We start from the raw sequence: 14,808 nt of genomic DNA, 5'->3' as shown, positions 1-14,808 counted from the left end.
GCTCAGTCTTCGATTCGCGACTCCAGTTCCCGTATGACCTCGTCGGTTGTGCCGCCGTCGCCGCGAACCGCCTGCGTGTAGCGCCTGTATTCCTTGGGGGACACCTCCACAGTCTTAGTTTCGCCTTTGTGCGAAATTTCCAGCTTCACGGTTCCGTGCGGGTCGTTGCGACGCCGGAAGCTTGCCATCGCCGTGAAGACGAACCAGAACGCCACGCACGTCCCGATAAAGTACGCCATCGTCGTCTCAAAGGCCAGTGTCTGCTCGCCGACCGTCCAGTTGTAGGGATAGGCGGCCTGAAACAGTCCGATTCCGACCAGACAGAGGACCGCGCCGACGGCGACACCACTCTGTTCACGACGGCTTGAGGGAAGCACAGCGACGACACTCAGAAACATCGCGGGGATGCCAAGGCCACCCAGTGTCCCGCCGAGTTTCTCGGCGGCGTGGGGTTCAGTTGCGCCGACGACTGCCGACAGCGGGGTCGTCACCAGCAGTATCGCCACGACCACCGCCAGCGCGCCGACACCCCCCAGGGTCGCACCGGCAACGACGCGGCGAGGGTCGCGCCCCTCCCACCGCCGGTTGCTGTACGCATCCCCGAGGTTCTCCATACCGGCCCGTTGGCACCCGGCCCACAAAACGGTACGTCAGACGCGCGTGCGACGCTGTGCGGCGGCCAGCGCGTCGTCGCCAGCAGCTGTCAACGTCCCGAGATGGTCGCTGTCGACGAGTTCGAGCGAGGCGTCCGGAAGCCGCTGGGCGAGGGCTTTCCCCGTCGATGGGGTGACGTTGGCGTCGTTTTGCCCCTGAAACACAGTAACCGGCACTGAAATATCTTCGAGGGCAAACGGCCATGGCTGTGAGAGGAGTCGCTGCTCGCGGATGATCCCGCTTGGACCGCGTGCCATCGACGTGAGCATATCCGCACGGACGACCCGAGCCACCTCGTCGGCTGCCAGGGCGTCTGTTTCCGGTGTCTCCTCGGCAACGAACCCGACAGCGTAGGACGGGTCCCGGCGGAGGGCGAACCATCGCTGCAGTCGGAAGAGTCGCCCGAGCGCCCACGGAGCGTGTCGGGACAGTGCTCCCACAAACTGTTGGACGCGCCCTGTCGCGCCGACTGACGGCGGGCCGCTGCTGCTCAGGAGTGCAACGCACTGTATCTCGGGCAGTCGGTGACAGGTCAGCGCGAACGGGCCGCCGCCGGAAAAACCGATGGCTCCGGCCGTGTCGACATCGAGATGGGACAGGAGGTTCGCGGCGTCGTCCGGCCAGTCCTCGAACGTAACAGCTGCGTCTTCGGAGTTCCCGATGCCCGGCCGGTCCGGAGCGATGAGGTTGATGCCGCGTTCGCGAGCCGGCGCGGCGAGCAGCCGTGCGGCGACGTGTGATCCGGGGGTACCGTGACAGAAAAGGACCGGATAGCCGTCGGCGTCGCCGTAGGTGGCGTAGGCCAGCCGCCGACCGTCAGGGAGCGAGAGCGACTCGGTCTCGGAATCTTCCGGCAGCCAGTCGGTGGCCGGAATCGGCGGCGCGGACCCCATCCGTCGTTATTCGCTCTGGATGCGCGGCGCGAGCATATACGTGACCCGGCCCTGGCCTTCAGCGAAGCTGAAGTGCATCTTGACGGGGAACTCCTCACCGAGTTCCATCTCGACCTCGGCGTCTTTCGGGATGGCCTTGTTCATGTTCTTCAGGTAATCCAGCGAGAACAGGGAGTGGGCGTCCCCGGGCGTGAGGTCGATGAGGTCGTCGCGGGTGAGTTCGAGGTGGACATCGTCGGTGTCGCCCTCGGCGTCGACGTAGAACAGTTCATCGGTCGCGTCGACGCCCAGCGCGATGTGGTCGCTGACCATGTCCGCGGCGGTGACCGACCGGTCGATGTCTTTCCCTTCGATGACGATGTTTGCCGAGAGGTCCAGATCTGGGAGGTCAGGCTCCTGACGGATGGAGTCGGGGTCGATCAGCGCGAGGGTGTATTCGAGACCGTCGATAGAGATGTGGAGCTTCCGTGTCTCTTCGTCCAGATCGAGGTGGACGAGCTGGCCGGCGTCGGCCATACCGGCGATGTCTTCGAGGCGGGAGAGGTTGACGCCGATGAGCCCACCATCAGTCTCGTAGGACTCGAAGGCCGCCGCGTCGAGTCGCAGGTCGACCATTCCAACGTTTGCCGGGTCGACTGCCCGGATTTCCAGCCCGTCTTCTTCGAGGTGGATCTTGCACTCGTCCACCAGCACGCTCACAGAGTCGAGAGTCGCCTGGAGCGTGTCTGCGCTCACGATGGCGTTGAACATCTTGAACCGGACTATGCCCCCATCCATTAAAAAGTCCCTCATTGAAACCGCGTGCGCGCGAGCGACCGCGGACGAGAACGACAGTCGGCAGCGGCCCGTACTGTGCGTAATCAAGCCCAACCGGGAACAGACAGTGTGGCGCGCTCCGTCGTTGAACGGGTCAGGCTTCCGGTTCGAACACGTCGGGGTTTGCCGCCCCTTCGCGGTTGATGATGGCCATCGTGCCCTTGCGGGCGACCCGGGAGAGCGCGTGGTCGACCAGTTTGATGGGTCCAGGCACCTCGGCGTGGAGCGTGGCGATGGCACAGGACCCCGGCTTGACCGGCGTGGTCTGGACGTACTTGTTCGGCGGTCCGGCGATAGAGCCCTGCTGCCAGACCTCGTCCCAGACGGACCCGATTGGGTGGAAACTGGAGTCGAGGTTCGGACCGCCGGTCACGAAGTACACGCGAGCGGTGTCGCCGACCGACATGCTCGGCGAACCGTGTCGGTCCGGCGTGATGGCGTACTTTTCGCCGTTCATCAGGACGTACGTCGGCTCTTCGGCCGCCATCGCCTCCATGTCGAAGTCGTGGTGCCCCTTCTCGCCGGTGTCGCCGGTAGTGTACAGTTCGTGCTGGCCGAAGTAGAATTCGTGGTCCACTTCGGGGAGCCCCTCCTTCGGCTCGACGAGTATCATTCCGAACATCCCCGAGGAGATGTGCATATCGAGGTTCGGGACGGCGCAGTGGTAGATGAACGCGCCGGGGTAAGTGGCCTTGAACCGGAACGTCTTGGTCTGGCCCGGCGTGACCATCGACGCCTCCGCACCGCCACCCGGGCCGCGGACGGCGTGGAGGTCGATGTTGTGGGGCATCGAGTTCCCTTCTTCGTTCGTGATGGTGAGTTCGACGGTGTCGCCCCGGCGGACCCGGACCATCGGGCCGGGAACCTGCCCGCCGAAGGTCATGTACGTGTAGGTGACGCCCGGCTCGACCTCTGCGACCTGCTCTTTGGTGGTCATCTCGACCGACACGGTCTTTGGCTCCGACCGGTCGATGGGGTCCGGGATTGCGGTCGGGTCCGCGGCGATACGGTCGACGTCGGTCTGTTGTGCTGCGTTCATAGCTGGCTCCTGAGGGGTCGTCTCCGCCTCGGTCGATTGCTCTTGTACGCCCGGCGCGCTGGCACAGCCCGCAAGCGCGGCCGTGCCGACGCCCAGGGCTTCTAACACCCGCCTCCGCGTCGCCGTCGGAATGGTTGACATGGGGAGGTCACTTCCTACAGATTGGACTCAGTGCGTGACCTGTATATATGGGGCCGGCAGATCTCAGCCGCTGAGACGCGTTCTTACGCGGTAAGAACGACAGTGAACGTGTTCGGGTCGGTGGTAAAGCATGACGTCTAGAACCGGTAGCATATCTTAATTTTTAGATATGACAACCGACTAGCGACTGTCGTGCAGTAGCTCGGCCGGAAACTTCGAGTCGGCATCCATTTGAGCGCTGACCGTCTCCGTGATACTATGAATACGAGTTCGCCATATTTCGGCAGTCGAGACGCTCCCGGTGTGTGGTAACCATGTCGGGCAAAGACGACTACTACAACAGAGCGAAGCAGGAAGGGTACCGCGCGCGGTCGGCGTACAAACTGCAGCAGTTAGACGACACGGCCGGCCTCCTCGGCGAGGGGCGGACCGTCGTTGACCTCGGTGCTGCACCCGGCGGCTGGATGCAGGTCGCGGCCGAGCGCATCGGCGAACGCGGGACGCTTGTCGGCGTCGACCGCCAGACAATCGACGACTTGGAGGACCCCGAACCGACCGTCGAGTACGTCCGCGGCGACATGACCGAGGACAGCACGAAAGACGAGATCCGCGAGATCGTCGGGGAAAGCGACGGTAGCGGTGGCCCGGTCGACGTTGTCATCTCAGACATGGCTCCGAACATGACCGGGCAGTACGACCTCGACCACGCTCGGTCGGTTCATCTGGTCCGGCAGGCCTTCGAGGTCGCGACGGACCTGCTCGACGCTGGCGGGGACTTCTGTGCGAAGGTGTTCGACGGGCAGGACCTCGATGACCTCATCGCCGACATCGAACCGGAGTTCGAGTACGTCCGCGAGGTCCGTCCCGACGCCTCGCGGGACTCCTCCTCGGAGCTGTATCTGGTGGCGAAACACCGCCTGACTGGGCCGGTCCGCGAGGGTGACATCGTCGAAGTCACTATCGAGGATATCGGTGAGGAGGGCGACGGTATCGCTAAAGTCGAGAACTTCACTGTGTTCGTCAGCGGCGTCGAGGACGGCGAAACGGTCGAGGTCCGAATCGATGACGTGAAACCACGGTACGCGTTCGCTGAACGGGTCGAATAAGCCGCTTCCAGTCGTTTTTTTAATCGGCGCTCGCCGGGGTCGTAACGACGTTGTTTCGCCGGGCAAAGCCGACGACAGCGTAGACGAACGGCGTGTCGAGAACGGCGATAGCGACTTTTAGCAGGTACTGGCCGACGATGAGTGCCAGCGCCTCGGCCGGCGGGACGCCCTGAAACAGGATGAAGCCGACACCGATGAAGATGACCGTATCCAGTAGCTGGCTGGTGGCTGTCGAGCCGATGTTCCGGAGCCAGAGCTTCTCGCCGTCTGTTTGGTCTCTGAGCCAGTGGAAGACGAACACGTCCCAGTTCTGGCTCACGACGTAGGCCGACAGGCTGGCGACGACGATGGCCGTGCTGGCCCCGAGGACGTTCCGGAAGGCTGCGAGGTCGACCGGCTGGGCCGCCTGCGGGAGGCCGGGCGCGAAGATGGTGCTCCAGACCAGCGCCAGCAGGACGAAGTTCATCGCGAAGCCGACGTTGACGACGACCGTCGCGGCCCGGCGGCCGTACAGTTCGGCGTAGCAGTCGGAGGCGAAGAACGTCAGCGCATACGCCAGTGCTGCCCCAGGCAGGACGAGCGTCGACCCGGCAAGCGGGAGCGAGAACGGCAGCGAGAACGCGAGCAGTTTCGAGGCCGTCACCTGTGAGGTGACCAGCGCTGTCACGAACAGCGCGACGAGACCGACGCGCACCGCCTCCGACCGCTCACTGGTCATCGTCGAGTCGTCCCTGGCGTTTATCGATGTCGTCGAGCATGTCAAGGGTCTTTCGTACCGAGGCGCGGATAGCCTCGCTCCGGTTGACGAACTTCCCGTCTTCGCCGACGTGCTTGTCGATGTCGTCCAGCAGTTCGGCCGGGACTTCGACGCTTATCTTGGGCATATCTGAGGAATATACCGGGCATAAGCTTAGCCACTGTGGTTTATTGACCGGACGTATCGACTCGCAGGCGATCTCCAGACACCACGAGGGCTACTGCACTCACGACAGGCCGGATGGCGGAAAAGCCCAGATTTCGGCCAGTAGAGGAGCGTCTCGCGGGGCTGCTATCGGGATTTCAGGTCGTTACGAGTAGCACTGCGCGTTCCACGACTGCGACCGCGGCGCGATAATCGTCGAGGTTCACGACTCGGCGCTGCACACAGCTATCAGTCAGCCGGTTCGCTTCGGCGGTTCGTCGTCCGCCGGCCGCCCAGCGTGTACACCCAGAGGATGCCGAGCCCAAGCATGTACGCCAGCCCGGTCGGAATGCCGACGATGAACATCGTGAAGATGCCGCTGGGCGAGAGAATTGCCGAGAGGGCGACGATAGCGATGACGACCTCCCGCCAGCGCTCGTACATCAGGCGGAACGGGATGATGCCGCCCTTGTGGAACAGGAACATCGTCACTGGAATCTCCGCCAGCAGGCCGATGCCGATGGTGAGGAAGAACACGAGCCAACCGAAGTTGCTCACCCGGTAGGCGATGACCATGTTCGAGTTCAGCTGGTCGTAGGCGATCCAGGAGATTGTCGTCGGGGCCACGTAGAGGAACCCGAGCAGGCTTCCGCCGATGAGTGCGGCGAACAGCGTCCCGCCCCAGATGCCGAGGATATTGCGGTTCCCGATGACGAGGCCGCGCTCACGCATCGCCGGCCACGCGAAGTACAGCACCACGGGGATGACAGAGACGGCCCCGAGTATCGTCGAGAACTTGACGATGAACACCAGGTGCTCGACGGGGTGGAGCGTGACGATGCTCACGTCGGCGGCCATCTCCGGGGGGAGCCGGCTGACGAACGTCCGCTGTATCGACCCGATGCCGCCCTGGTAGAGGAACAGGAACGCGGCGGCGAGCACTGCCCCGAAGATGCCCAGAATCACGAACGCCCGGGAGGCCAGCGCGCTGAGGATGAACTGGATGTCGTAGTAGTAGCCGCCGATCTCGTCTTCAGTGGTCTCGTCCTCGGTGAAGGCGTCGACCATGCCGGCGGTCGTCGAGGTGAACACGCCTGCCTCTTCTTCGTCCGCTTCGGCGGTCCCGTCCGCGCCGTCGCCCTCGCCCTCCGGCTCTGGGTCGTCCTGGTGGGCCATGTCCCAGCGGTCGAGGACGGCCTGAGCTTTCTCCTTGTTGTCGTCCGCAAGAGCGCTGTCGGCGTGAGCAAGCGCCTCGTCCTCGGTCATCTCCTCGAACACTTCGGGGGGCGCGACCTCGACGGCCGAGGCGTTGAGTTCCTCGATGTCGATGGCCGTCGGGTCGCCGACCTGACCGGGACCGGCTTTCTCGGACAGTGCGGTCAGAACGTGGTAGTACAGAACAGCAACAGCACCGATGACACCGAATACGGCGGCGAGAAGTACTGCTGTACTCTCGACCGGCAGCCCGAACAGCGCTGGCGGCTGAATGTCGCCAGTGAGCCGGTCGGACGGGAATACTTCGGCGAACTGCTGGATGTACTGGAATGCTGGCGTCGCCAAGACGTAGTACACCACACCGCCGCCCAGCACTGCACCGCCGAGAATCGTGTTCCAGTGCCCGCGGGCGACGGCACTGGTACTGACGAGGTCACCGGAGCGACGGACCAGCATCGCGAGCTTCGCCAGCGCGAGGCTGATACCGTAGAGGCCACACAGCGGCGCGGCCCACATGATCTGGGTGAAGGGGTCCGGCGGCGAGAACAGCGCCCCGAAGGCGAAAATCCCCATCACCGCGTAGCGCCACTTGTCCCGGAACGTCTCGTAGGGGACGATTTCGGTGTAGGAAAGCACCGTCATCACGAGCGGCAACTGGGCGGCGAGCCCGAAGGAGACGGCCAGCAGGAAGACGAACTGGAACCACTTGACGATGGAGTACTGTGGCGTGAAGCCTGCTTTGAAGGCATCTCCGGCGAGGAAGTTGAACATCAGCGGGAAGAACAGCTCGTAGGCGTAGGCGACACCGCCGAAAAACAGGCCCAGGCTTATTGTGACAAACAGCGCGCCCTTCCAGGTCGGGATGTGCTCGGCCGGCCACCAGCCGCGCTGGCGGAGCCCGTCGCGGCCGAAGTAGATCAGCAGCGGCAATGACATGAGAATCCCGATGACGGCTCCGATTTTCACCTGCAGGAGGATCACGTCGAACGGCGTGACCGCGACGATGCTCGTGGCCTCCTGTGTGGTGAGGTCCATCTGCGAGTACAGGAGATCGGCACGCAGCGTGTCCCAGACGCCGTACTGCAGTCCCATGATCGTGCCGATCATCCCGATGACGAAGACGATGAACACCTTCTGGAGGTGCACCTGCGCCGAGCGAAGCATCGCGCCGAGCGTCGCGCGCCCGCTCTGGACCGTCTGGACGGTGTCCTCGTCGATAGCACTCGCCATCTTCTCTGTGCCTAGCCCAGTGGGCGTTATCAATTTATTCATCCCGGTGACGGCCACTGCTCGAAAAGAAAGTTTACAACACCCACCGTCTAAGCCCGGGACAGATGGAGGACGGTGACGCAGACGACGAGCGGCGCAGGCCCGATGAGCCGCCACTACCGTCCGATGACGAATCCGACGATTCGTCAATCCCCACCGACCCCGTGGCCGAAGCCGATGCCAACCGGGAAACGGACGACGTGACGGGTCCCGGTCCAGCGCCGGCCGGCGGTGACGAGGACGCTGTTGGCTCTCACGCCACGCCGACTGAATCCGAATCCAGCGCCGGGCTGTTTGACCGGGACGCGTCGGACATTGCCGCCGCTGTCCCGGCTGATGTCCCGACCGACTGGGGCAAGTCGACGCCCTCGCCGGCTGGTGGCAGTGCCACACCGACCCACGGCGGCGGAAACGCACCGAGCTACGACCCCGACGATGATATCGTCGAAGAGGGTGCCCCTGACGATGAGGAGATGCCGCTGGCCGACCACGTCGAGGAGATGGCGATGCGGCTGTTCGTCGTCGTCGGCGTGATGGCCGTCGTCGCCGTCATCGCCCTGCCGTACTCCGACGAACTCATCAATTTCCTGTGGTACTCCTTCCTCGATGGCCCGGCAAGCCAATGCGGTCAGGTCGCGACGAATGCCGATGGCAGTGTCGTCGAAGGGGCGGACTGTCCGAACGTGTACAACCCGCTCGCGCTGATTCTGGCGCGGCTGAAAGTGTCCTCGCTAGTCGGCTTTATCGTCGCCTTGCCGGTGTTCGTCTACCAGACATACCTGTTCATGCGACCGGGGCTGTACCCCCGCGAGCGACGCTACTATCTGGCCGCGGTTCCGACAAGCCTCGTTCTCGCAGCTGTCGGCGTCGGCTTCGCGTACTTCGCCGTGCTGCGAGCGATGTTCGATTACTTCATTACCTACTCTGACCGCGCAGCCGACCTGGCCTTCGGCCTGAGCGAGACGTTTAATCTCATCATCCTGATGCTGGGGCTGTTCGCGCTCATCTTCCAGATTCCGCTGTTCGTGATGCTTGCAGTGATGATGGGCGTGACGACTCGCCAGTGGCTGCAGGACCGGCGGCTGTACTTCTGGGGTGGCTTCGCCGCCGTGGCGTTCCTGTTCAGCCCGGACCCGACCGGGATGGCCCCGCTCATGGTCGCTGTGACGATGATCGGCCTGTTCGAGGGCACGCTGCTGCTCCTTCGCTGGACCGGCAGCACGTCACCGGTCCCGACGGCGGACGACCTCGCCGCGCGCCGCCCTGCCGCGTGGCTGACCGCCGGTATCGCCGGCTACGTCCTCAGCCCCGCGCCGGTCCCGACGGGCTACTACGAGCAACTGCCAGCCACAGTTACTGAGACGCTTGCAGCCGTCGGCCTCGGGAACGCCACGCCGATGCTTGTCGGCGGCGGGATGATCGTCTTATTCGAGGCGCTGGCGTACGCGAACAAGAACTACTACGGCTCGGTCAAACTCTGGCGCGGGTTCCGGGCCGCCCGCCTGCCGGTGTGGGCCGTCGCCATCGTCGTCGGCTACCTCGGCAGCCCCGACCCGACGCTGTTCCGCCTCATCAACCAGTTCAGCCTCCCGAGAAACGCCGCCATCGCCGTCGCTGCCGGCCTCGTCCTCCTCTATGAGGGGACCATCGCCGTCGCGCGCTGGCGAAGCCGGGAGGAATAAAATGGGGACCCTCCTCGTCGCCCGGCACGGCGAGACGACGTGGAACCGCGACGGTCGTATTCAGGGGTGGGCCCCGAGTCGGCTGACCGACCAGGGACAGAAGCAGGCCACGGCGCTCGGAACGTGGCTCGATGAGCGCTACGGCGTCGACCGCGTCTTCGCGTCGGACCTCCGACGCACCCGCGAGACGGCCGCCGCAGCCAACGACGGCTACGGTGGCCTGCCCGACCCTGAGTTCGAGACTGACTGGCGTGAGCGCGGCTTCGGAACCATGCAGGGCCTGTACGCGGAGGAACTGCTCGATGAGTTTCCCGGCCACGACCGGGACGCGAGCGTCATCTCACTCGATGCGGCCCCGGAAGGCGGCGAGGGCATCCCGACCTTCCGCGGACGGGTCGAGTCGGCCTGGGACCGGGCAATCGCGACCACCGACGTCGGTGAAACGACGCTGGTGGTCACCCACGGCGGCGTCATCAAGATCTTGCTGGCGAAACTCACCGATGTGGACCCGGACGCGGCGCTGGCCAAAAGCTCACAGCCGAACTGCGCGGCCAATGAAATTCGATTGGATGCGGGCAGTCCCGAACTGGTCAGCGAAGAGATGACCGGCTGGCGGACGTTGCTGGACTGAGAGCGGCTTGCTCAGTCGACGGACGGATAGTCCGCGTCGAAAACGTTGCTGACCACGTCTTCTTCGGCTGATTCTTCTGTTTCCGGACTTACGCTGCCGGTTTCGTACCCGTGGAGGTCAAGCGTCACGTGGTCGAAGCCGCAGTCCTCGATGTGATCACGGGCGGTGCGAACGAAGTCAGGGTCGAGCGCGGTTTCGAGTTCTTCTTCGCCGACCTCGATGCGGGCGAGGCCGTCGTGGTCGCGCACGCGGAACTGCTCGAAGCCCCATGTCCGCAGGAGTCGCTCGGCCTTCTCGACGCGGGAGAGGCGCTCCTCCGTGACTTCGAGACCGGTCGGAATCCGCGAGGAGAGACACGCCATCGAGGGCTTGTCGGCCACGGAGAGGTCGTACTCGCGGGCGATTTCCCGGACCTCGGATTTCTCGATGTTGTGTTCCAGCAGCGGGGAGTAGGCGTCCAGCTCCTCGACGGCGCGCAGGCCAGGGCGGTGGCCCTCGCCCGTGTCGGAGGCGTTCGTCCCGTCACACACGATGTCGATGCCGAGTTCGCGGGCGCGGTCGTACATCGCCCCCAGCCGCATCGACCGGCAGTGGTAACACCGCATGTCGTCGTTCTGCATGAACTCCTCGCTGTCGAGCTCGGAGAACTCCACGATTTCGTGACGGATGCCGATCTCCTCGGCGACGCGGGTCGCGTCCGTCAGCTCGGCAGCGGGGAGGGTTTCAGATTTGGCGGTACAGGCGATTGCGTCGTCGCCGAGGGCGTCGTAAGCCAGTGCGGCGACGACACTCGAATCGACCCCACCGGAGAAGGCGATCAGCACGCCGTCTCGCGACTTGAGGTCTTCGCGGGCGGCCGCTAGCTTCTCCGAAACAGCAGACATAGAATTTCTTTCTCGGTGGAGCGCAAAAACGCCTTCGCGTTCGGTGTTCGGCTGGCCGGGCCGAGCGGTGTCGACCGCCCACTCCGCCGCCGGAGCCGCTGGCAACGGGTTTTTTCTCGCTGGCGTCGAATGGGCGGGCAGATGGAGCTCGAATCGGTTCCGGGCGTCGGGGCGAAGACAGCCGCGGCGCTCCGGGAACTAGACGACCCGGAGGCGGCACTTCGGGACGGCGACGTGGCGTCGCTCGCACGCGCACCGGGAATCAGCGAGGGCCGGGCCGCCCGCATCGCTCGCGGTGCGATCCGGGCCGAACACGACGACCCCGGTGGGTTCACCGCGACGAAACGCGCCCGAGAGATCCACGAGGATGCACTGGCCCTGTTGACCGAGCGGACAGTGACCGACTACGCCGCGAAGCGACTGGAGACGATCTATCCCAGCGGCGTCCGCAGCCGTATCGAGGAAGTCCGCTCGTTCGCCGAGTCGGCGATGACCCGCGAGCCTGACCCGGCAGTTCTCGACGCCCTCTCGGCCGTTGAGCCGCTGGCTGAACCCGGCGACGTGCGGGTCCGGGACCGCTGTCTGGCGACCCGCGACGCCGAGCGCTACGCCGACGCGCAGGCCGCGATTCCGGAGGTCAGTGTCGAGGTCGTCGACGACGCCCGCCAGCTGGCCGAACTCGCCCGCTCGTACTCGACGGTCGTCGCGCTGGACGAGGCCTTCGCCGGCGTCGATATCGAGGGCGACGTACGGGTGGAGCCAAACGCGCTCGAAGAGCCCGAATCGGTCGTCCCAGAACGCGTGCTCACCTTCTTCGCCCGCAACCGCGACCGGATACGGGCCGCCGCCGAGGTCCACGGCGTCGCCGACCTCGACGCACCGTGTGATCTGGAGACGCTCCTGACGGCGCTTGCCCAGCTCGACGAGGACGGTAGCGTCAGCGGCGACGCGGAGCTCGACCGCCTCACCACCGCCGTCGACGACCTCGACGCGGCGGTGTCGACGGCCGAGAGCGTCGCCAACGACCACCTCCGCGAGGCAATTGAGGAGCAGGACGTGACCATCGAGGGGACGGATCTGCTGTCGCTGGTCGAACGCGGCGCGGGCGTCGACTCGCTGCTCCAGCGGGAACTGGCCGACGAGTACGCCGCCGCCGTCGGGAAGGCCCGCGACCACCTCGTCGACGCGCTGGCGCTCCGGGACATGGAGGCGACGGCGCGCCGGGCGTTCCCCGATGAGCCCGCCTATCCCGTCGAACACAGCGAGGATGTCGTTGCCCGTCTCCGCGAAGAACTGACCGCCGCACGCGACCAGCGCGCGACCCGCCGGAAGCGGGAACTCGCCGACGACCTCGCCGAGATGCGCGACGACGCCGCGGCGCTGGTCGACGCCGCGCTGGAACTCGACGTAGAGCTGGCGATTGCCCGCTTTGCCGACGATTTCGATTGCACGATGCCAGCGCTGACCGAGTCTGAGGGCGTCGCCATCGAGGGCGGGCGCTCCCCGCTGCTGGATGTCCCCTTCGAAGCCGTCGAGCCCGTCGATTACGCTGTCGAGGGTGTGACGGTCCTCTCGGGGGTCAACAGCGGCGGCAAGACATCGACGCTGGACCTCGTGGCGCTGGTAACGACCCTGGCCCACATGGGCCTGCCCGTTCCGGCGGAGTCGGCCCGCGTCGGCCGGGTCTCCGAACTCCACTACCACGCCAAGACCCAGGGGACGCTGGATGCCGGCGCGTTTGAGGCCACGTTGCGGGAGTTCGGCGACCTCGTCGCGGATGTCGACTACCGTTCGGGGCCAGCGGGGGCCGAGACGGATGGAGACAGCGGGGTGACTTCGGACGACCCAGCGGCCGGGACCGACGACCGCCCGGTGATGGTGCTTGTCGACGAACTCGAATCGATCACTGAGCCCGGAGCCAGCGCGAAGATTATGGCAGGCATCCTCGAAGCGCTGGGCGAACGGCAGGCCACGGCCATCTTCGTCTCGCACCTCGCACGCGACATCCGCGCGGCCGCTGAAACCGATATTAGCATCGACGGCATTGAGGCGAAGGGGCTGGAAGACGGCGAACTACGGGTTGAGCGCTCGCCGGTCAAAGGGAAGCTCGCCCGCTCGACGCCGGAACTCATCGTCGAGAAGCTCGCCGACGACGGTGCCGACGATGCCGATGGGTTCTACAGTGATCTACTCGGGAAGTTCGAGTAGCGACTGCCCGAGACGCACTGACCTGTCACTGTGGGTGAAGCTGTGGCAAATGGTTAAGTGGGCCGCGAAGCTCGGTGAAAGTGATGAGTGACGACCCCGAGGACCGGATGCTCGGCTGGGACGAGTCCGTCTTTCGGGACGAACACGTCTTCGAAATCGACTGGCTCCCGGAGACGTTCAAACACCGGGATACCCAGATGGAGACGCTGAAATACGCGCTTCGGCCGGCCGTCCGGGGGTCGCGCCCGCTCAACGTCATCGCCCGCGGACCGCCCGGGACGGGGAAGACGACGGCCGTCCAGATTCTGTTCGACGAACTCACCGCCCAGACGGATGTCAAAACCGTCCGGGTGAACTGCCAGATGGACTCGACGCGCTATGCCGTCTTTTCCCGCCTGTTCGCCGAGATATTCGACTACGAGCCGCCGTCCTCGGGTATTTCGTTCAAGAAGCTGTTCTCCCAGATAACCGACAAACTGGTCGAGGAAGACGAGGTACTCGTCGTCGCGCTGGACGACGTGAACTACTTGTTCTACGAGAGCGAGGCCAGCGACACACTGTACTCACTGCTGCGCGCCCACGAGGCTCACTCGGGCGCGAAAATCGGCGTCATCTGTGTCTCCTCGGACCTCGAACTGGATACCATCGACGCCCTCGATACACGCGTTCAGTCCGTATTTCGCCCGGAGGAGGTGTATTTCAACCCGTATGGACAGGCCGAAATCGCAGATATCCTGGGCGAGCGTGCCGACCGGGGGTTCAACGAGGGTGTCGTCGGCCCCACGGTGCTTGACCGCGTCGCCGAACTGACCGAAGAACAGGGCGGGGACCTCCGGGTCGGTATCGACCTCCTGCGCCGGGCCGGGATGAACGCCGAAATGCGCGCCTCCCGTTCCGTCGAAACCGAGGACGTCGAGGCAGCCTACGACAAGTCAAAATACGTTCACCTCTCCCGCCGGTTGCGGGAGCTGTCGGACTCGGAGACCGCGCTCGTGGAGGTCATCGCCGCTCACGACGGCCAGCAGGCCGGCGACATCTACGACGCCTTCTCAGAGCAGACGGACCTGGGCTACACCCGGTACTCCGAGATCATCAACAAACTCGACCAGCTGGACATCATCGACGCCGACTACACTAACGTCGAGGGACGAGGACGCTCGCGGGAGTTGACGCTCAACTACGACGCCGACGCGGTGCTGGAACGGCTGTAAGACACTGTATTGGTTTGTTTACGCCGGTGGAAAACCCGCCCCCTGTTTGGAGACAACTGATAGCTTTCCGGACTCTGTCTGGGGTTATGACTGTTATAGATTCTTTGCTAGGAGTTAGAGGCACTATTCCGAAAGATAATTCAACATCTGACTATGTA

The 14,808-nt window shown here is 64.7% G+C and carries 13 protein-coding genes; 5 read left to right on the top strand and 8 right to left on the bottom strand.

The window, feature by feature from the left end; translation table 11 throughout:
• Nucleotides 1-2 precede the first annotated feature (2 nt).
• The 4 genes from BDK61_RS01475 to nirK form a co-directional block, all read right to left on the bottom strand.
• Entirely contained in the window at nt 3-614 is a 612-nt protein-coding gene (locus BDK61_RS01475; protein ID WP_004960411.1) for a DUF7139 domain-containing protein, read from the bottom strand.
• A gap of 36 nt (nt 615-650) precedes the next feature.
• The gene (locus BDK61_RS01470; protein ID WP_004960408.1) at nt 651-1,547 is read right to left on the bottom strand and encodes an alpha/beta fold hydrolase; all 897 of its coding nucleotides are present in this window, start codon (nt 1,545-1,547) and stop codon (nt 651-653) included.
• A gap of 6 nt (nt 1,548-1,553) precedes the next feature.
• Complete coding sequence (locus tag BDK61_RS01465) at nt 1,554-2,297, bottom strand: DNA polymerase sliding clamp (protein ID WP_007187874.1); 744 nt, start codon at nt 2,295-2,297, stop codon at nt 1,554-1,556.
• A 160-nt stretch (nt 2,298-2,457) separates the two neighbouring features.
• The gene (gene nirK / locus BDK61_RS01460) at nt 2,458-3,543 is read right to left on the bottom strand and encodes a copper-containing nitrite reductase (protein WP_121302108.1); all 1,086 of its coding nucleotides are present in this window, start codon (nt 3,541-3,543) and stop codon (nt 2,458-2,460) included.
• Nucleotides 3,544-3,857: 314 nt separating this feature from the next.
• Between nirK and BDK61_RS01455 the strand changes: the two genes are divergently transcribed.
• Nucleotides 3,858-4,649, top strand: coding sequence for a 23S rRNA (uridine(2552)-2'-O)-methyltransferase (locus BDK61_RS01455; protein ID WP_121302107.1), 792 nt, complete (start codon nt 3,858-3,860; stop codon nt 4,647-4,649).
• A gap of 19 nt (nt 4,650-4,668) precedes the next feature.
• On the opposite strand, the gene BDK61_RS01450 is transcribed toward BDK61_RS01455, so the two are convergent.
• The 3 genes from BDK61_RS01450 to BDK61_RS01440 form a co-directional block, all read right to left on the bottom strand.
• On the bottom strand, nt 4,669-5,367 hold the full coding sequence (locus BDK61_RS01450) for a queuosine precursor transporter (protein WP_121302106.1): 699 nt from the start codon (nt 5,365-5,367) through the stop codon (nt 4,669-4,671).
• Nucleotides 5,357-5,533 (bottom strand): ribbon-helix-helix domain-containing protein, encoded by a 177-nt coding sequence (locus BDK61_RS01445; protein WP_004960391.1) that lies wholly within the window; start codon nt 5,531-5,533, stop codon nt 5,357-5,359. The genes BDK61_RS01450 and BDK61_RS01445 overlap by 11 nt, the downstream gene beginning before the upstream one ends.
• 266 nt (nt 5,534-5,799) lie before the next feature.
• Nucleotides 5,800-7,995: a twin-arginine translocase subunit TatC gene (locus BDK61_RS01440; RefSeq protein WP_121302105.1), complete on the bottom strand. Its 2,196-nt coding sequence runs from the start codon at nt 7,993-7,995 to the stop codon at nt 5,800-5,802.
• Between the two features lie 104 nt (nt 7,996-8,099).
• On the opposite strand from BDK61_RS01440, the gene tatC reads away from it, so the two are divergent.
• Entirely contained in the window at nt 8,100-9,716 is a 1,617-nt protein-coding gene (tatC, locus tag BDK61_RS01435; protein WP_121302104.1) for a twin-arginine translocase subunit TatC, read from the top strand.
• Nucleotide 9,717: 1 nt separating this feature from the next.
• On the top strand, nt 9,718-10,347 hold the full coding sequence (locus tag BDK61_RS01430) for a histidine phosphatase family protein (RefSeq protein WP_121302103.1): 630 nt from the start codon (nt 9,718-9,720) through the stop codon (nt 10,345-10,347).
• A gap of 11 nt (nt 10,348-10,358) precedes the next feature.
• Here BDK61_RS01430 and larE read toward each other — a convergent pair whose 3' ends face one another.
• Nucleotides 10,359-11,231: an ATP-dependent sacrificial sulfur transferase LarE gene (gene larE, locus BDK61_RS01425; RefSeq protein ID WP_004960377.1), complete on the bottom strand. Its 873-nt coding sequence runs from the start codon at nt 11,229-11,231 to the stop codon at nt 10,359-10,361.
• Between the two features lie 141 nt (nt 11,232-11,372).
• Between larE and BDK61_RS01420 the strand changes: the two genes are divergently transcribed.
• Nucleotides 11,373-13,439, top strand: coding sequence for a helix-hairpin-helix domain-containing protein (locus BDK61_RS01420; RefSeq protein WP_121302102.1), 2,067 nt, complete (start codon nt 11,373-11,375; stop codon nt 13,437-13,439).
• An 83-nt stretch (nt 13,440-13,522) separates the two neighbouring features.
• A complete protein-coding gene (locus BDK61_RS01415) occupies nt 13,523-14,650 on the top strand; it encodes an ORC1-type DNA replication protein (RefSeq protein WP_007187883.1) in 1,128 nt (375 codons plus the stop codon).
• The last annotated feature ends 158 nt before the right edge of the window (nt 14,651-14,808 follow it).

Source organism: Haloarcula quadrata (genome assembly GCF_003634715.1).
Classification (GTDB): Archaea; Halobacteriota; Halobacteria; order Halobacteriales; family Haloarculaceae; genus Haloarcula; species Haloarcula marismortui.
This window is presented reverse-complemented; position numbering and strand designations above follow the sequence as displayed.